Consider the following 17,880-nt stretch of genomic DNA (forward strand, 5'->3'; position numbering starts at 1 on the left):
AATAAAAAATATTGAGTTATAATTTTTTATAGGAGTTTAAGTATGGCTGCGGCTACTAATGAAAAAGAAAAAAAACAACGCGTATTAAGCGGACGTCAGAAAGTTGCTATATTTTTAGTTTCTTTAGGAATGGAAGCTTCTAGCGAGATATTTAAGCATTTACGCGAAGAGGAGATAGAGCAAATCACATTTGATATTGCGAGACTTGAGAATATTGAATCTGCCGATAAAGATGCTGTATTTAGAGAATTCCAAGAGATGATGATAGCTCAAGACTTTATAACTCAAGGCGGTATAGATTATGCTAGAGACTTGCTTGAAAGATCTGTAGGAAGCCAAAAAGCAAGCGATATAATAAACAGACTTACTTCTTCATTACAAGTAAGACCGTTTGATTTTATACGCCGTACAGATCCAGCTCACTTACTTAACTTTATACAAGGTGAGCACCCTCAAACTATAGCACTTATTTTAGCATATTTGGAAGCTCCAAAGGCAGCAAGCATATTAGGAGCATTGCCTTCAGAAATACAGCCTGATGTTGCTAAGAGAATTGCTACAATGGACAGAACTTCTCCTGAGGTTTTAAGAGAGGTTGAAAGAGTACTTGAGAGAAAACTTTCTACACTTGCTAGTGAAGACTTTACTTCTGCAGGCGGTATAGATTCTATAGTTGAAATTATTAACAGCGTTGATAGATCTACAGAGAAAAGTATTATCGAGAGTTTGGAAGAGGACGATCCGGAACTTGCAGAAGAAATCAAGAAACGTATGTTTGTATTCGAAGATATTGTTTTACTTGATGACAGGGCTATACAGAAAGTACTTCGTGAAGTTGATTCTAGCGATTTGGCTAAGGCACTTAAGAGTGTCGATTCTGATGCTCAAGATAAGGTTTATAGAAACATGTCAAAACGTGCTGCTGCATTGCTTAAAGAGGATATGGACTTTATGGGACCTGTTCGTCTTAAAGATGTTGAAGAAGCTCAGCAGAAAATTGTTAATATCATTCGTAAGCTTGAAGAGCAGGGAGACATTGTTGTGGCTCGTGCTGGTGAAGATGAGATGGTTGTTTGATGTGTATTTATTTTGATTATTAATTAGGAGTTTAAATTATGCCAGAAAAGGTTTTTAAGGCTAAAAGTATCGTTGAACTTACTCAAAAAGTTAATATAGCTGTACCGCATCATAAGCTTCAGGAAGAGATAGATTTTGAAGAGCAGGAAGAATATCATGGTCCTTCTATAGAGGAAATTGAGGCAGAGATTGCTGGACTTAGAGCTCAGTGGGAAGAAGATTTAAAAGACATGAGAAGAAAGGCTGCTGATGAGGCTCAAAGAATTATAGAAGATGCTAAAAATCAGGCTTTTGAAATTTTTAAATCTAAGCAAAATGAAGTGCATATTATGTCTGAGCAGGCTAAAGTGGATGCTTCAAGAATTATACAAGATGCTAATGCTGAAAAAGAAAAAATACAAAGCGAGTCTGAATCTATAAAAGAAGCTGCATACAAAGAAGGATATGCTAAAGGTTATGATGAGGGCTTTGAAAAATCTTTTGCTGACGGCAATAATGATTTAATTAAACTCAATGAAAAATTAAAAAAGATATTAGCTGAAACTATTAATAAGAGAAATGAAATAATAGACACAGCAGAAGCTCAGCTTATAGAGGTTGCTATACTCATTGCTAAGAGGGTGGTAAAAATGCTCACAGAAAAAGACAAAGGTATAGTAATAAGAAATATTCAAGAGGCATTAAGAAGAATTAAAGGAAGAACTAAAATCACTATAAGAGTAAATATTGATGATTTAGAGATTTCTGCAAGGCACAAAGATGAGTTTTATCAGATGCTTGACAAGATTGAGGGGGTTACAGTATTAGAGGATCCTAATGTTGATGTGGGCGGTTGTATGATAGAAACTGACTTCGGCGACATTGATGCTAGAATTAACACTCAATTAAATGAAATAGAAACTGCTATAAAAGAAGTAGAGCCTATAAAAGGATTTTAATTAAAACTGTTTAAAAAACTACTATAATAATAAAAAGGTTTATTTATGTTTGAAGGCGGCAGATTAGAAACTGATAGAGAGCATTCTTTTAGAGAGATACATGACTCTTTTGACAAATATAGAAAGGTTGTTGATGATGTTGCAATGCTCAAGTTTTGCGGTAAGGTAAAAGAGGTTATAGGTTCGCTTGTTGTGAGTGAAGGGCCTTTTGCAAAGCTTGGAGATATTTGCCGTATATTTAAAAACGACGACACATATATAGATGCTGAAGTTATAGGGTTTAGAAATCAAGATGTTTTGCTTTCTACTTATGGCAGTGTAAATGGTATTACTTTTGGAAATATGGTTTATTCTTCTGATAAGCCTTTATCTATAATTTGTTCTGATAAAATTTTAGGCACTGTATTAAATGGCATGGGTAAGCCATTAAGCGGAGGCGGTCATAAGTTTTATGAAACTCCTATACCTATAAATCATACTTCTGTAAATCCATTAAATAGACCAAGAATCAAAAAAAATATACAAACAGGCGTGCGTGCGATAGATGGGCTTCTTACAGTTGGTAAGGGGCAGCGTATGGCTATAATGAGCGGTACTGGTGTTGGTAAGTCTACACTTTTATCTATGATAGCTAGAAACACTAATGCTGATGTTAATGTTATTGCATTAATTGGTGAGAGAAGAAGAGAGGTATTAGATTTTATAGAGAGAGACCTTGGAGAAGAGGGCTTAAAAAGAAGCGTTGTAGTTGTTGCTACAAGTGATGATGCTCCGCTTTTGAGGGTTCGTGCTGCATATACTGCTACCACAATAGCCGAATATTTTAGAGATCAGGGCAAAGATGTTATGTTTATGGTGGACTCTGTAACTCGTTTTGCTTTGGCTCAAAGAGAAATAGGGCTTTCTAGAGGTGAGCCTCCTACTACAAGGGGATATACTCCTAGTGTTTTTTCAGAATTGGCACAATTATTAGAGAGAACTGGTACTTCTTCAAAGGGTACAATTACTGCTTTCTACAATGTATTGGTTGAAGGTGATGATTTGGATGAGCCTATTACTGATGCAGTTAGAGGTATATTAGACGGGCACATTGTTTTATCAAGAGATTTAGCTAATAGAGGACATTTCCCTGCTATTGATATAAACAAAAGCATATCTAGGATTATGAATGAAGTAGTTTCTAATATGCATAAAAAGGCTGCTAGAGAGTTTTTGAAAATGAGTGCTGATTATAATGAAGTTAAAGAGCTTATTATGATTGGGGGATATGCTAAGGGAAGTATGCCTGAAGTTGATAGAGCTATAGAATATAAACCTATGATGGACAGATATTTACAGCAGGATATGTATGAGCTTTCTACTTTTGCTGACAGTAAAGAAAACTTACTTTCTATGTTTTTCTCTAAAGGCGAAATAGAAGAGGATTTGCTTAATAGCGGTGATGTAAAAAGTGCAAATGACAATACAAAAATTTCCGACAATGTTAAACAGGAAGATAATGTTGTAATATTATAATTAAGTGTTAGAAGATTATGAAGAGATTTGATTTTAAACTTGAGCCTTTATATAAACTTAGAAAAAACATAGAGAAAAAAAAACAGGCTGAAGTTGCGGAGGTTTCTGCTTTATATAACAGAGAAAAAGAGGGTAAAGATAATTGCATTTTAAAAATAAATGATGGCATAAAAATAGTAGACTCTATTGAAGACAGTAGCGAAATGATTAATATGAGTATTTATTTGGGGGAATATATGCTTGCATTAAACTCTCAAATAGCAATACATGACAGAAAGATGTCTGAAATAGGAATTGAGCTCAGAAGAAGGCAGAATATTTTACAAGAAGCTACTAAACAGAGAAGGGCGGTTGAAATATTGAAAGAGAAAAAGTTGTTGGAATACAAGAAATTAATGAACAAGGAAGAGCAGTCTAAATTAGATGAATGGAAAAATGACTATTATGTCAATTAAAAATAATTTAAGGATTTTTTTATGATAGAGGCAGTACAAAGAATACATGTTAGAATAGGGGAGATTCAGGAGAGATTTAATCAATTGGGTTTTGCTCCGCTTAATACAACTCCTCCTACAAAGTCTTTTTCTGAGCATTTAAATGAAGCTATGGCAGAAAACTCTGTAAAAAATAATAGTCAATTAGATAATATAAATAAAACTGATAATGTTGCTGCAACAGTAGAAGCAAGCAATAAAAAAATAAATGCTAGTAATAATGATGCATTTAATGGTAAAATTTCTTTTGGTGTGTATGATGATGCTACTAATAATTTTGCTAAAGCTCTAAATGCATATAAAAAAGCATCTTTCCCAACAACTTATGATAACATAATTAAAGAAGCTTCTGCTAAATATTCTGTACCTGAAGATTTAATTAAAGCAGTTATAAAGCAAGAGTCAAATTATATGCCTAATGCTGTTAGTCATAAAGGTGCTATTGGTTTAATGCAGATAATGCCTTCTACAGGAGTTGGCCTTGGTGTAACCGATAAAGAGATGCTTAAAGACCCTTATACTAATATAATGGCTGGTACTAAATATTTATCACAAATGCTAAATAGATATGACGGCAGATTGGATTTATCTTTATCTGCTTATAATGCGGGTCCTTCTTTGGTAGATAAATTACAAAGAATACCTAATATAGATGAAACTAAAAATTATGTTAAAAATATTATAGGCTATATAAAGTAAACATATTATTTTTGCTTGACTTTTTTAGTCTGTAATTTTATAATAAAAATGAAAAAATGCCCACTTAGCTCAGCAGGTAGAGCATCACCATGGTAAGGTGAGGGTCATCGGTTCAATCCCGATAGTGGGCTTTGTTATCATTATTATTATATATTTTTGTTTTGTAATTATTTTTAATTTAATAAAACCATAAAATAAACTAATAAAAAGAGGATTTATGAGAGTAAAACTTCTAGCGTTTATGGTTATTTTTTTTATAACTGTATCGCTTTCATACCCCTTAGACAAAACCCCGTATTATGTAAACACAGATAGCTATGACTCTTACAGAGAACTAATCAGAGGTGTGCATTATTATAATCAAGAACGTTATGACGCAGCAATAGCTAGCTTTAGAACCTCTCTTAACACAAATCCAATGGATAAGTTTATTAGATATTGGTATAGCAGGGCTTTATATAAGGCTGGATATATGAACCTTGCTATTAATGAATGGATGAATATTACTAGAATGGGATATCAAGACCCTATAATACTCTCTAAAATCAATAAATATTATACTGCAAATGTTACTGAAGAGACTAAAGATGTTTTAAGCAATTTTATTTATCTTAAAAACTTCTCTACAAATGCCAATTTCTTAAAAAATATTAATCAGCCTATACAAATAGAAATGGCTGAAGATGGTACTTTGTATGTATTAGATTATAGTGATTCTTCATTAAAGCAATTTGATGTAAACGGAAACTTAATAAGAAAAATATCAAATGGTAAAAGATTAGAAGTGCAACAAACTAGTTGGTGGAGAAAAGCTATACAGTTTGTAACAAGAGTTTATCCTTATGAGAAATTAGAAAATCCTAGAGGTTTTACTATTGATAACAATGGATATATATATATAGCAAACACTAAAAGAGATAAAATATTTAAATACGACAATAACGGAAATTATATCACAAATATAGGAAATACTGGTATAAGCAACGGGCAGCTTCTTGGTCCTTCATCTTTATATACTGATAATGGAGGAAGGTTATATGTTTCTGATACTGGAAATAATAGAATTGTAATATTTGATGTTAATGGTAATTATTTAGATAGTTTCGGAAGAATGGGAGAGAATGAGGGGGAGTTCTTTTCTCCTGCGGGCATAGTGGTTGATAATAATTATATTTATGTGGCTGATATGGGCAATAAAAGAGTGCAGAAATTCGATTTAAACGGTAATTATGTTGCTACTATTAGGCATGAATTATTTAATGAGCCTAGGGGATTATCTTTTGCTTCTGATGGGAATTTGTTTATAGCTGATGGAAGCAGGGTTTATTATTATGATATAAATAATGATATTTTTACTTTGTTTAATAACTCTGAGAGATACACCGCTACTCCTACATCTGTAACAGAAGATGCTAATAATAGTATTTATCTTACGGACTTCTTATCTGGAAGAATAGATGTTTATACAAGAAAAGAAGAATATTATGCTAATTTGGACGTATTTATTGACAGAGAATATTTAAATAAATATCCTATTGTTGTTGCTTCTGTAACTGTGCGTGATAGACTTACTAATCCTATTATTGGGCTTACTGCTGAAAACTTTGAAGTTATAGAGAATGATAATATATATACAAAAGTTGGAATGTATGATGCTCCTGAACTTCATGAGTATAGATTTATATTTTTAATTGAAGATAGTGCTGCTGCTAGACCTTATGAGAATAGAATAAAAGAAGAGATTAGTAATTTTACTTTGAGTTTAACTAACAATGATGAAGTAATGGTTATACATTATAATGATGAGGTTTATAAGTCAGATGGATATTCTGCTGCTAATTTAAGAATATTAGAAAATGCTAATAATTTTAGATTTGTAGGGGGAATATCTGCTTTAGATAATGCTTATTATGAAGCTATTAGGCTTTCTGCAAATAGTTTTAAGAAGACTGCTATTATTAATTTCTCAGTAAGTGACCCTGATGATACTGTATTTTCTATGATGGATTTTACAGACCTTTATAACTATGCAAAAAATAATGCTGTTTCATTAAATCAGGTTTATATTGGAACTAATAAAACAAACTATTTCTATGATTTGATGACTAAGTCTACTTATGGTTACACTATAAATGCTGACAATTCTATAAATTATGCTAATGAACTTATGAATATAAAAAACATTAATTTTGGAAGATATTTTATTTATTTTAATAGCTTTAAGAATAATTTAGAAAAAGGTCAGTATAGATCATTAAAGGTGAGAGTTAATTATAGAGATATGTTTGGAGAAGAGGAATCTGGATTTATATTGCCTTAAAAGTTTATAAATTTTAAATATTATAAAGGAATAGATTTTTAAGTATAATCTATTCCTTTATAATATATTTTGTAAAATATATTAGCAGTTTAAATTTATTTCTTACTATTAATTATTTTATAATAATGACTTTAAAATTTATTAAAAGTATCTATCATATTATAGTAAATAAAGATTATGTATTTAAAAAATAGTTTATTAAATATAGCTATATAACTTTAGAAATATAATAACTCTCTATTATTATTTTCCTTTACTAAAGAATGAGCGTATCATAAGAACCGCACCTATGACGGCTAATACTATATTAGGAAACCACATAGCAAGAAATCCCGGTATAGTTCTATTTCCTGCTATAATTTCTGCTACAGTAATTAAAATATAATATATTACTACTACTATTACAGAAAGTCCAAATCCAAACCCTCTTCCGCTTCTTTTACCCACTATACCTAAAGGGGCTCCAATAAATACCATAAATAAACAAGCCGCTGGTATAGATATAAACTTATGAAATTCCACATAATAAAAATAAGGTACGGCTTCTTTTTTGGTTGTTTTAAATAATTTGTCTAATTCAGCAGCGTTTGTGGTAACATAGGTATTTGAAAAAGATGAAAAAGATACATTAGCGTTTGTTAGTATTATATTTGTTGTGCCGTCTATGTTGGTTATAAATGAGTTAGAATAGGCTGTTGATATCATATTACTTATTTGATTTGTTAGAACTACAAGTGAATCATTCATAGAGGCATTAATTTTTTTTCTTATCTCCCAAGCAGGAATTTCTCTAAGTCCTCTTTCATGATCATTTAATTTACTTACATTTCTCACTATATTAATATCCATAGCATTAAATACGGTAAAATCATTACTTACAAAACCGTATACAGGCATCTCTTGAACTATTCCATCATATAAAGTTAATGTTATAACTTTAGAATTAGCCTCATTATTTTTCCATTTTCCACTTTTAGCAGTAATAACTCTTCTAGCCTGAGAATTACCATCATAAATAACAACATTAGACATGCCATTATTATCGCTATAATATGCACCAATGGATAAATTAATATCTGATATATAAGCAAACTCCAATTTACCAACCGCAATAGAAGGTCTTATATTAATTATATAGGAGAATAGAGCTCTATATCTATAATTTGATTCAGTCATCACAACATTATTAAAAAATAAAGAAAATAAAAAAGTAAAAAAGCCAAGTATTATAATAGGTGCATATATTCTCATATGAGAAAAACCTAAAGCACGCATTACTATGATCTCATTATCAGAAGAAAGCCTTCCATATCCCATAATACCAGCCATTAGTATAGACATTGGTATAGTAATTGCCACGTTGAATGGAAGCATATAAACAAATATCTCTAAAGAAGTCCATATAGGAGCTCCATTGTTTAATATAAGCCTAAATAATTCTGGTAAAAGCTGTATTACAAATATAAATGTAAAAAATAATACTCCTGCTATAAAAGGACCTATAGCTTCTAATATAATATATTTCTTTATTTTTTTCATAACAACAAATTATAAACTATTTATAAAAACTCCAAATATTAATATAATCAAAGATATATATGTTAAATAATCTATTATAATAGGAGAAAGTAAAATCATGAATGCTTTAGAACTACTATTTATATTAAAAGATTCCTTTATATTATAATATGATATAAAAAAATAGTATATTTGAAATATTATAAAACTAATAGCCTGTATAAAAAATAAGGCACTGTTTTTTATAAAAATTAAGCTTATTGGTAAAATAAAAATAAATATTCCATATATAGCAAAATAATTTTTTATAAATTTTTTAATACAGTTTTTATTAGATATATTTAACAGAGTAGTAGTTAAATTAATAACAGCTATTTTTATTATATTTGATATTGCAATGTATGCTGATATTCCAAAAACAAGTATTAATAATTTAAATATAGAGCTTTTAGTTCCAATAGTTATTAAAGCTGATATTGATATACTAATAGATGCTATTAAATATATTATTAAAGCATATTCTAATTTTAATTCTTTTTTTATAGCCTCTTTAGGAGATAATAAATAATAATATATAGCTTCGTATATTTTCATTTTACTCTCCTATATAATTAGGAAGATAAATATACATAGGAACACCTATATATTTAGTATTTATTAATTCCTCATAAGGTATTAAGGCTTGAGGTTTATAAACAAAAGGCATACTTGATAATAAAAAATTTATAAAGTTTTTGTTTTCTGGTCTTTTTATAATATAAGGCTCTTCATCTGTAATATCAGCCATTTCAGCAGCACCTTTTATAGCATCTTGAAGTGTGCCAATATTGTCTATTAAACCTACTTCTAAAGCTCTTTTTCCGCTAAATACTCTTCCGTCAAATAAATCTTCTCTGTTGCCTTTAATTTTATCTCCTCTTGCAGTTTCCACCACATTAGTAAATTGAGCAACAAACTCATAAGTCATATCCTGCCAATAAGCAAGCTCATCTTCTCTAGGTTCTCTAAACGGAGATAATGAATCTTTATTTCTGCCGCTTTTTATTGTGTACATTTTTATTCCGTATTTATCCATTAAATTAGATACATTAACAAATTGAGATATTACGCCTATACTTCCAGTGAGTGTTGATTCATTGGCATATATTTTATCAGCTATCATAGCAATATAATATCCACCGCTTGCTGCCATACTTCTAAATGAAGCTACTATTGGTTTGGGATATTTTTTCTTTAAGTCTTGCAAATATTTTAAAGCCTCTTCACAAGAAGTTAAAGCTCCTCCGGGGCTATCTATTTGCAACACTATTGCTTTTACATTATCATCTTTCATATAATATTCAAAATCATCAATTAATTTTTCTGTTACAGATTTCTCTTCTATTCCAATAGAGCTTCTTCTTGCTACATGAGATATTACACCTACTAAATCTATAATTGCAATACCTTCTTTGTTTTGTATAGCATTAATATTTGTTTCTTTTCCTTTTATAATAACAGATGAAATTTTATTTTGAGGTTTGCTGAATATGGAAGTAATTCCTATAATTATTGAAACTAGTATTAATAAAGAAAATATTATAAATCTTTTACTTTCTTTATTTTTTTCTTTTTCAATTTTTTTGATGCTATTTGTATATTCCTTACTTTCTTCTTGTGCACTATTTTCTTGTTCTTTATTGTTTTGTTCGTACATGTTTCCTCCTCCGTAGTTATATTATTTTCCTCTAAATCTACATAAACATTGTCTATATAAAGTGATACAAATATAACAGGTTCTCTTCCTATTATTTGTATAAACTTTTTTCTTAATGCCTCACGTACTTCATATTTTATAGTAGAAGGTGTTCTTTTATTTCTATTTAGTAATTTTCTAACAGCTTCTGTTGCAGAGTTTTTTCCTTCTTTAATAAGCTCTTCATTTTTACTTATTATAGATGATTTTTCTGCTCCATTGTATGTAAAACCTTTACTTTCTATATCTATATTTATATCATAATTGCCGGTTTTATTTTTCTTAGCTACCACATTAGCAACAACAACCCCATTTAAAGATAATTGTTCTCTGTCAAAAAATATACTATCTTCTAAATCACCAACACCCTTACCATCAACATAAATATTTCTTATTTCTATAGGTTCAGCAATTTTAGCTTCTAAAGAACTATCTATTTCAAGTACATTACCATTATATAGTAAAAAACCTTTAGAATTAAGACCATTAAGTTCTTCTACTAATTTTATATGACTAATTAAATGCCTTTTCTCTCCATGAATAGGTATAAAATATTTTGGCTTTACTAACCTATACATAAGTTTTAAATCTTCACTGGAAGCATGTCCAGATACATGAAGAAGTTTTTTATCTTCACCCACCATTTTAGCCCCAAGGTCATAAAGATTATTAATCATTCTTGTAACAGACATTTCATTGCCCGGTATAACACTAGAAGAAAATATTACCATATCACCGTCTTCAACTTTTATATGCTTATGAGCCTCAGCAGCTATCAATGAAAGAGAAGAATAAGGCTCCCCTTGTGTGCCTGTAGTTATGCATACAATCTTTTCTCTTGGATATCTGTTTAATCTATCTATTGGTATAACTATATCATATAGATTTAAATATCCCATCTCTTGAGCTATTTTTGTATATTTAATTAAGCTCCTTCCAGAAAAAGCTACATATTTATTATTAATCTTAGCAGCAGTTACCAAATCTTGTATTCTCTCAATACTGCTTGCAAAAACAGCAACAATTATCATACCATCTTCATATGCAAACAGAGGCGTCATTGTATTTTGAACAACACTCTCACTCATAGAAAAACCATTCTTATGACAGTTGGTAGAATCTGCTAAAAGTAAAAGTACTCCCTTTTCACCATATTCAGCAAACTTATAAAGGTCTATAAATTTATCTGTAGTAGGATTTAAATCAACTTTAAAATCTCCTGTATGTATTATAACACCAAGAGGAGTAGTAATAGCAACTCCAACTCCATCAGGTATACTGTGATTAACTCTTATAAACTCTATATCAAAGTTCATTCCTATTTCAATTTTATTTCTAGGCTCTAATTCATAAATCTTTACATCTCTATATTCATTTTTATAATCGTTTAATTTAGCCCTTAAAAAAGCAGCAGTTAATCTTGAACCATAAATTGGTATATTAGGAAATTTTCTTAAGAAATGAGGTATAGCTCCTATATGGTCCTCATGTCCATGAGTTAATACTAATCCAACTATATTTTTATCTTCTAAATATGAAGTATCAGGTATTACATAATCTATACCAAGCATATGATATTTAGGAAACATAAACCCGCAATCAATTATTAATACTTCATCACCGTATTCTATAACAGTCATATTCATACCTATTTCTTGTACGCCGCCTAAAGGTATGATTCTTATCTTATCATTATTGTTCATCTATTTACTACTTTTATTTTATTATGTTATTTTTTAAATTTTTTTTATTTTAACTGTAAAGAAATATTAAGTCAAGTTATTATAAATTATTATTTTTTATTGATAATAAAAATTATTTACTTGAATAGTAAAAACATTTAAGTTATTTTGCGGTAAAAAATATAACTAATTTTCATACTTGATATTTTTTACTATTAAATATAATATATTAATAATAAAGAAATATTTTTTATGAACACATTAAAAAATATTAAATACTATTTTGAAGGAGTTATTTATATGGCTGTAAAATCTCTTGAAGAAGTTTTGTTTTCTATTTTTCAAGGTGAATCTAATGCTGCTAATAAATATTCTCAATTTTCTAAGGCATCTAAGAATCCAGCTGTTCAAAAAGTATTTTCTACTACAGCATTAGCAGAACGAATACATGCTGAAAAAATGAGAAAATTAGCATCAAGAAGTTCCTTAGATATGACAAAATTTGTTCCTCAATTGCTTGATGTTGAAATTTCAGATGATAAAAGCAACTTAGAAGTAGCTATTAAAGGCGAAGTATATGAATCTACAATTCTGTACCCTCAATTAGCTGAAGTTATGCTAGAGCAGCAAAATAAATTAGTAAGCTCTACTGTTACTTCTCTTGGTAAAGTTGAAGTAGAACATGCTAAATTATTTGAGTTAATTAAAGCTAAATTTGCAGATACAAATACTGAGATAACTTTATATTTATGTCCTAACTGCGGAAATATCTATATTGATAAATTCCCAGAAACATGTGAGACTTGCGGAGGTTCTTCTAGAATGTTTCAAAAATATTAATAGAGCTTATATTTAGGGGAGCTTGAAAAGGCTGAGAGTAAGTTTATAAAACTTAGACCCTTATAACCTGTTGGATAATGCCAGTGTAGGGAAATAATTTTGTATAAAAAATACGAGATCAGTTTTCTTAAATTGGTCTCGTTTTTTTATTTTTCTAATTTTATGCACTCATTATTTTCATTAAGGTTTCTATAAAAAAATATTAATTAAAGGAAATTTTTATGAATAATGTTTCAAACTCTGAAAATGCTTTAAGCAGCAATGATTTAACTAATATTAAATTTAGTAAATCAATTTATTTAAAATTTATTGTTCTTAGTTTTATAGGTATATTTATGTTATTTATACCTATTAAGATAGGTGATGTTAAATCTATACCTATAGACCATTTAGTAAGTTTTATAAGAAAAATTCCATTTGTAGATCCTTATTATGGTATTTTTATAACTATGTTTGGAGGAATATATCCTTTTATAAGTAAGACTTGGAATAAAAATAAAACAGAAATATTTTTTTCATTTATTAAACTTACATCAATACCATTTATTATAATGGCATATTTCAAATTAGGTCCTGATGATTTTCTAAAGCCTAATATGCTTCTTTTTTCTTATAATTTACTCACTCAAATAGCATTGATTAATAGTATAGGTTTTATATTTTTATCGTTTTTAGTGGATTATGGACTTATGTCATTTGCTGGTATATTTATGCGTTGTATAATGAAGCCTATATGGAAAACTTCTGGAAGATCTTCTTTAGATGCTATAGCTTCATTTGTTGGAAGTTATTCTATTGCTCTTTTAATGACAAGTAAGGTTTATAAGAAAGGTTATTATTCTAAAAAAGAGGCCTGCATAATAGCTACAGGATTTTCTACGGTTTCAACTACTTTTATGATAGTTGTAGCTAAGATGTTTGGGGTTATAGATAAATGGAATATATATTTTTTTGGCACTATGTTAATAACATTTATAGTAACAGCTATAACTGTAAGACTTTATCCGTTAAGAAGTAAACCTAGCAATGGATATATGGATAAAGAAGTTGCAGAAGAACCTATATACAGAGGGGGCAATATTTTTAAGATGGCATTAAATGAGGCTGCTGAAGTTGCTAGTCATTCTGACAAAGTTTTAAATAGTGTTGTTAAGAATCTAAAAGAGGGGCTTATGGTTTCTATTTCTGTAATGCCTAATTTTATGGCTATAACATTTATTGGGCTTTTGATAGTGAATTATACTCCTTTATTTAATCTTATCAGCTATATATTTTTGCCTATAACTAAATTACTTGGGCTTGGAGATGAGGCTTATATAGTTGCAAAGGCTTGTTCTGTTACATTAGTTGAAATGTCATGTTCTTCAAGTATTGTAATGTATGCTAGTCAATTTGCTAAGTCTGTGGTTGCTATTGTGTGTGTTGCAGAGATTTTATATTTTGCTGCTCCTATTCCTGTAATATTGGCTGTTGGTATACCTATAAAAATAAGAGATATGATGATAATATGGGTTGAGAGAATAATACTTTCATTGATATTTGCTGTGCCTTTTGCATATTTCTTTCTTAGTTGATAATTAGTATATGCATAAACAACTATATTTTGTTAAAAATAAATTTGTTAAATTTAAAATATTTGCAGGGCTTTGCACTCTGCGAAGCGTGCCCGTAGGGTAGCACTCCACTTCTTTTGCGACCGAAGGAAGTACATTTAGGTATGCCGCAAAGAAGCAAAAAGGTTATATTTTGCTTAAATTTAATAAATTATTTTACAGGTAGTACAATTTTAGTATGATTTAATACTAATTTTATACTTTCACTTTTTGCAACTTTTTGCGGCGGGAAAAAGTTGAATAAAAAAATTGACAAACTTAAAAATGTTTAGTATATAATAAGTAGGGGATTAATTATGAAATACTATATTATAGATTCTTTTGCTGATGAGGTTTTTAAAGGCAATCCAACGGCTGTTTGCATATTAGAAAAAAATATTTCTCATGAACTTATGCAAAATATTGCTATGGAAAATAATATTTCAGAAACAGTATTTACAATAAAGAATGGAAATAATTATGATGTGTATTGGTTTACTCCGAAATGTGAAATAGATTTTTGCGGGCATGCTGTGCTTGCTGTGGCTTATGCTATATTAAATTTTGCAGAAAAACATTCTAATGAAGTGAGCTTAAATACGAAAGAAGGTATATTAACCATTAGAAAAAAAGATGATATTTATGAAATGGATACACCTAATTATGATTTGAAACCTATAGAAATTACATCTGATATAATAGAAGCTATAGGAGGAATAAAACCTTTAGGAGCTTATATTGGACGTGACATTGTATGTGTATTGGAAGATGAAAATCAGGTTATAAATGCAAAACCTAATTTAGAGATTATAAAAAAATTAGATGGGCTTTTATTTCATATCACATCTGATGTAAAAGATAAAGAAAATAATAAATATGACAGTGTTACTAGAACTTTCGGACCAAAATTAGACGTAGATGAAGTGGATGTATGCGGTTCTGGGCATTGCCATATTATACCTTTGCTTTCAAAGAAATTGAATAAAGATTATTTTGTTGCATTTCAGGCTTCTCCAAGAACAGGAGTTTTATATTGCAATATTAAAAATAATAAATTAACTATAGCTGGAAAGGCATGTTTATATTGCGTTTCAGAAATTTTTATTTAAATTATAAGGAGTTATAAAAAATGAGTACATTACAAAATGAAATATTTAAAGCAATTACAGATATGAAATCTAAATGCCCATTAGTGCATAATATTACTAATTATGTTGTTATGCAAATTACAGCTAATGCATTGCTTGCGGTGGGTGCTTCTCCTGTGATGACATTTGAAAAAGAAGAGTTTGAGGATATGCTTTCTATTGCTTCATCGCTTGTTATTAATATTGGAACTTTAACAAAAACTTCTATTGAAGCTATGCATAGTGCATGTGAGATAGCCAATAAAAAAAATGTGCCTTTTGTGCTTGACCCTGTTGGGGCGGGTGCTACAAAACTTAGAACTAAAACTGCTATTGATTTAATTAAAAATTATAGTCCAAAAGTTGTGCGTGGAAATGCTTCTGAAATAATGGTGCTTGCTGGAGAGAGCATAAAGACCAAAGGAGTAGACAGCAGTGCTAATGTTAATATGGCATTAGAATCTGGAAAATATTTAGCTAAAGAATATAACACTGTTGTAAGCATAAGCGGAGAGACTGATATTATCACAGACGGAGATAAGGTTTTGTATGTGAAAGGCGGTTCTCATTTAATGCCTTTAAATACTGGCATGGGCTGTACTTCCACTGCAATTACAGCTGCTATACTTGCGGTGTCTGAACCTTTAATTGCTGCTACTTCAGCTATGTGCATAATGGCTTCGGCTGCTGAAAAGGCTTCAAAAAAATCTGATGCTCCTGCTAGTTTTGCTGTTGCTTTTATTGATGAGCTTTATAAACTTGATATAAGCGATGCATCTAAAAGAGTGAGTTTATAATTTTTTACTAAAAAAACATTAATTATTTCATTTTTCCAAGTAAAATGATTTGAAAAATAATATTAATATTATATACTATCAGCACTATGTAATTTTTATTTTGAGTTGAGTTATGAGAATAAAAGCGGCATTGGTTGTGTGTTTAATATTAGTATTAATAATGTCATGCAAAAAAATAAATTTGTTATCTCAATCATATCCAAACATTAATGAAAAAAAGCCAGAAATATCAGACCACCAAATAACTATTAAAACATTTTCAGACGAATTGTGTTTATGATGTAGGATTTGATTATGAGAAAATTAGTTTTTATATTTATTGCTGTTCTTAGTGTTAAAGCATATTCTCAATTGCCAACTATTGATTATGGAACCTTTATTAATGCCTATGTAGAATCAACTGGCAAATATAATAATATTCCTAAAGAAACTCTAAATATTTTAATTGACAGCAAACAGATGAATAAACTTTTTGATGACGGTATAAAAACATTTACATTTGGAGAGCTTATGACAATAGCTCAAAATCCAGAGAGAATTCTTGATACCACTACAAATGAATCTGTAATATTATTGGTTGGAACTACATTAGGTTTCTTAGAATTAGCTAATATGCAGCAAGGCACAGCAACTGCAGTTATTAATGCTTTAAAAAAGAAAACAGCTTTTAATGCGGCCTCTGGAAATAATACAGGGCTTCTCATACCAATGCATACACCTATAGGAAGTTTTGGAATTAATTTATATACTGATGTACCTTTATCTTCTGCAGAAAAAATAAAAAATAATAAAAAAAATGATTATGAATCATTATCCGACTCTTTAGAACTTCTTCCTATTCCTCATATTAATGCCTATTTACAGGTTAATCTTGGGCCTGTACCTTTAGCTTTAACTATTAGGGGAGGGATCTCTTTAGGTTTTAAAGATGTTTACGAAGTAATTGTTAATGATGTTGAGATAGAATCTTTAGGATATAATATAGGAGCTTCTTTAAAGGCTTATCTTTTTAGAACTAAATATTTCTTTGGTGACTTAAGAATGGATTTTAATTATGATGAAGGCCATTTAAAAATGTCTACAGATAATAGAAACGTATATGTTCCTCTTTATTTAGGATATAATGGAGGCACTGATACGGGAGTTGTATTTAATGGGAATGCTTTTTTAGAATCCAAATGGAAAACTTTTGCTTTAAGTCCAAAGATTGTATTTGGTTTTAAGATGAGAGATAAAGTACCTGTTATACAATATTTAGATGCTTATTTTTCTATTGGGGCTGATATTGTATTTGGAAGCTTAAATTCAAAAGTTGGTGTTAATGGCATAGGAAGCTATGCTAATATTGTTGGTCATGAAATAACTGTTAATGATTTATATATGCCTAATTCAGAAGATACAATGTATTACAAAGTTTATGATATGAGAGTTGGGTTTCATTTTGATATATTTTATCAAGCTTTTTCTATAGAGTATGGTATATTTACGAAGCAGCTTGCTATTTCATTTATACCAATTAATATAAGGTTTTAAATATTTAAGGGGT

15 protein-coding genes, 1 tRNA gene and 1 riboswitch are annotated in these 17,880 nt (G+C 29.5%); of the genes, 12 read left to right on the forward strand and 4 right to left on the reverse strand.

The genetic code is table 11. The features are described 5' to 3' along the window. The first annotated feature begins 42 nt into the window (after nucleotides 1-42). The 7 genes from fliG to GQX97_RS01770 all read left to right on the forward strand — a co-directional run bounded on the left by fliG (nucleotide 43) and on the right by GQX97_RS01770 (nucleotide 7,043). Nucleotides 43-1,077 carry a flagellar motor switch protein FliG gene (gene fliG / locus GQX97_RS01740; RefSeq protein WP_157150244.1) on the forward strand — a complete coding sequence of 345 codons (1,035 nt, stop codon included), beginning with the start codon at nucleotides 43-45 and terminating at the stop codon, nucleotides 1,075-1,077. A gap of 38 nt (nucleotides 1,078-1,115) precedes the next feature. Next, nucleotides 1,116-2,015, forward strand: coding sequence for a flagellar assembly protein FliH (gene fliH, locus GQX97_RS01745; protein WP_157150245.1), 900 nt, complete (start codon nucleotides 1,116-1,118; stop codon nucleotides 2,013-2,015). A gap of 45 nt (nucleotides 2,016-2,060) precedes the next feature. After that, on the forward strand, nucleotides 2,061-3,530 hold the full coding sequence (locus GQX97_RS01750; RefSeq protein ID WP_157150246.1) for a FliI/YscN family ATPase: 1,470 nt from the start codon (nucleotides 2,061-2,063) through the stop codon (nucleotides 3,528-3,530). Nucleotides 3,531-3,547: 17 nt separating this feature from the next. Further along, nucleotides 3,548-3,985: a flagellar FliJ family protein gene (locus tag GQX97_RS01755; protein ID WP_157150247.1), complete on the forward strand. Its 438-nt coding sequence runs from the start codon at nucleotides 3,548-3,550 to the stop codon at nucleotides 3,983-3,985. Between the two features lie 21 nt (nucleotides 3,986-4,006). Further along, nucleotides 4,007-4,723: a lytic transglycosylase domain-containing protein gene (locus GQX97_RS01760; RefSeq protein ID WP_157150248.1), complete on the forward strand. Its 717-nt coding sequence runs from the start codon at nucleotides 4,007-4,009 to the stop codon at nucleotides 4,721-4,723. Between the two features lie 58 nt (nucleotides 4,724-4,781). Continuing rightward, nucleotides 4,782-4,854 (forward strand) — tRNA-Thr (locus tag GQX97_RS01765). Between the two features lie 86 nt (nucleotides 4,855-4,940). Beyond that, on the forward strand, nucleotides 4,941-7,043 hold the full coding sequence (locus tag GQX97_RS01770; protein WP_157150249.1) for a 6-bladed beta-propeller: 2,103 nt from the start codon (nucleotides 4,941-4,943) through the stop codon (nucleotides 7,041-7,043). A 243-nt stretch (nucleotides 7,044-7,286) separates the two neighbouring features. On the opposite strand, the gene GQX97_RS01775 is transcribed toward GQX97_RS01770, so the two are convergent. The 4 genes from GQX97_RS01775 to GQX97_RS01790 are packed head-to-tail and all read right to left on the reverse strand — an operon-like array spanning nucleotide 7,287 to nucleotide 11,999. Continuing rightward, entirely contained in the window at nucleotides 7,287-8,582 is a 1,296-nt protein-coding gene (locus tag GQX97_RS01775; RefSeq protein WP_157150250.1) for an LptF/LptG family permease, read from the reverse strand. Between the two features lie 9 nt (nucleotides 8,583-8,591). Next, entirely contained in the window at nucleotides 8,592-9,155 is a 564-nt protein-coding gene (locus GQX97_RS01780) for a hypothetical protein (RefSeq protein WP_157150251.1), read from the reverse strand. Between the two features lies 1 nt (nucleotide 9,156). Further along, nucleotides 9,157-10,257 carry a signal peptide peptidase SppA gene (sppA, locus tag GQX97_RS01785; RefSeq protein ID WP_232473238.1) on the reverse strand — a complete coding sequence of 367 codons (1,101 nt, stop codon included), beginning with the start codon at nucleotides 10,255-10,257 and terminating at the stop codon, nucleotides 9,157-9,159. After that, nucleotides 10,140-11,999 carry a ribonuclease J gene (locus GQX97_RS01790; protein ID WP_157150252.1) on the reverse strand — a complete coding sequence of 620 codons (1,860 nt, stop codon included), beginning with the start codon at nucleotides 11,997-11,999 and terminating at the stop codon, nucleotides 10,140-10,142. The genes sppA and GQX97_RS01790 overlap by 118 nt, the downstream gene beginning before the upstream one ends. Nucleotides 12,000-12,278: 279 nt before the next feature. Between GQX97_RS01790 and GQX97_RS01795 the strand changes: the two genes are divergently transcribed. The 5 genes from GQX97_RS01795 to GQX97_RS01815 all read left to right on the forward strand — a co-directional run bounded on the left by GQX97_RS01795 (nucleotide 12,279) and on the right by GQX97_RS01815 (nucleotide 17,867). Continuing rightward, entirely contained in the window at nucleotides 12,279-12,818 is a 540-nt protein-coding gene (locus tag GQX97_RS01795; protein WP_157150253.1) for a rubrerythrin family protein, read from the forward strand. A 4-nt stretch (nucleotides 12,819-12,822) separates the two neighbouring features. After that, nucleotides 12,823-12,927, forward strand: a riboswitch (TPP riboswitch). 112 nt (nucleotides 12,928-13,039) lie between these two features. Continuing rightward, complete coding sequence (locus GQX97_RS01800; protein ID WP_157150254.1) at nucleotides 13,040-14,392, forward strand: YjiH family protein; 1,353 nt, start codon at nucleotides 13,040-13,042, stop codon at nucleotides 14,390-14,392. A 335-nt stretch (nucleotides 14,393-14,727) separates the two neighbouring features. Continuing rightward, on the forward strand, nucleotides 14,728-15,519 hold the full coding sequence (locus tag GQX97_RS01805; protein WP_157150255.1) for a PhzF family phenazine biosynthesis protein: 792 nt from the start codon (nucleotides 14,728-14,730) through the stop codon (nucleotides 15,517-15,519). Between the two features lie 20 nt (nucleotides 15,520-15,539). Next, nucleotides 15,540-16,334 (forward strand): hydroxyethylthiazole kinase, encoded by a 795-nt coding sequence (thiM, locus tag GQX97_RS01810; RefSeq protein ID WP_157150256.1) that lies wholly within the window; start codon nucleotides 15,540-15,542, stop codon nucleotides 16,332-16,334. A 294-nt stretch (nucleotides 16,335-16,628) separates the two neighbouring features. Further along, nucleotides 16,629-17,867, forward strand: a complete 1,239-nt coding sequence (locus tag GQX97_RS01815) for a hypothetical protein (RefSeq protein WP_157150257.1) — start codon at nucleotides 16,629-16,631, stop codon at nucleotides 17,865-17,867. The last annotated feature ends 13 nt before the right edge of the window (nucleotides 17,868-17,880 follow it).

This window comes from Brachyspira sp. SAP_772, assembly GCF_009755885.1.
In the GTDB taxonomy this organism is placed as follows: Bacteria; Spirochaetota; Brachyspiria; order Brachyspirales; family Brachyspiraceae; genus Brachyspira.

Excerpts from the sequence above, each read along its gene's own strand:
- fliG (WP_157150244.1), top strand. The coding sequence starts at position 43 with ATGGCTGCGGCTACTAATGAAAAAGAAAAAAAACAACGCGTATTAAGC.
- fliH (WP_157150245.1), top strand. The coding sequence starts at position 1,116 with ATGCCAGAAAAGGTTTTTAAGGCTAAAAGTATCGTTGAACTTACTCAA.
- GQX97_RS01750 (WP_157150246.1), top strand. The coding sequence starts at position 2,061 with ATGTTTGAAGGCGGCAGATTAGAAACTGATAGAGAGCATTCTTTTAGA.
- GQX97_RS01755 (WP_157150247.1), top strand. The coding sequence starts at position 3,548 with ATGAAGAGATTTGATTTTAAACTTGAGCCTTTATATAAACTTAGAAAA.
- GQX97_RS01760 (WP_157150248.1), top strand. The coding sequence starts at position 4,007 with ATGATAGAGGCAGTACAAAGAATACATGTTAGAATAGGGGAGATTCAG.
- GQX97_RS01770 (WP_157150249.1), top strand. The coding sequence starts at position 4,941 with ATGAGAGTAAAACTTCTAGCGTTTATGGTTATTTTTTTTATAACTGTA.
- GQX97_RS01775 (WP_157150250.1), bottom strand. The coding sequence starts at position 8,582 with ATGAAAAAAATAAAGAAATATATTATATTAGAAGCTATAGGTCCTTTT.
- GQX97_RS01780 (WP_157150251.1), bottom strand. The coding sequence starts at position 9,155 with ATGAAAATATACGAAGCTATATATTATTATTTATTATCTCCTAAAGAG.
- sppA (WP_232473238.1), bottom strand. The coding sequence starts at position 10,257 with ATGTACGAACAAAACAATAAAGAACAAGAAAATAGTGCACAAGAAGAA.
- GQX97_RS01790 (WP_157150252.1), bottom strand. The coding sequence starts at position 11,999 with ATGAACAATAATGATAAGATAAGAATCATACCTTTAGGCGGCGTACAA.
- GQX97_RS01795 (WP_157150253.1), top strand. The coding sequence starts at position 12,279 with ATGGCTGTAAAATCTCTTGAAGAAGTTTTGTTTTCTATTTTTCAAGGT.
- GQX97_RS01800 (WP_157150254.1), top strand. The coding sequence starts at position 13,040 with ATGAATAATGTTTCAAACTCTGAAAATGCTTTAAGCAGCAATGATTTA.
- GQX97_RS01805 (WP_157150255.1), top strand. The coding sequence starts at position 14,728 with ATGAAATACTATATTATAGATTCTTTTGCTGATGAGGTTTTTAAAGGC.
- thiM (WP_157150256.1), top strand. The coding sequence starts at position 15,540 with ATGAGTACATTACAAAATGAAATATTTAAAGCAATTACAGATATGAAA.
- GQX97_RS01815 (WP_157150257.1), top strand. The coding sequence starts at position 16,629 with ATGAGAAAATTAGTTTTTATATTTATTGCTGTTCTTAGTGTTAAAGCA.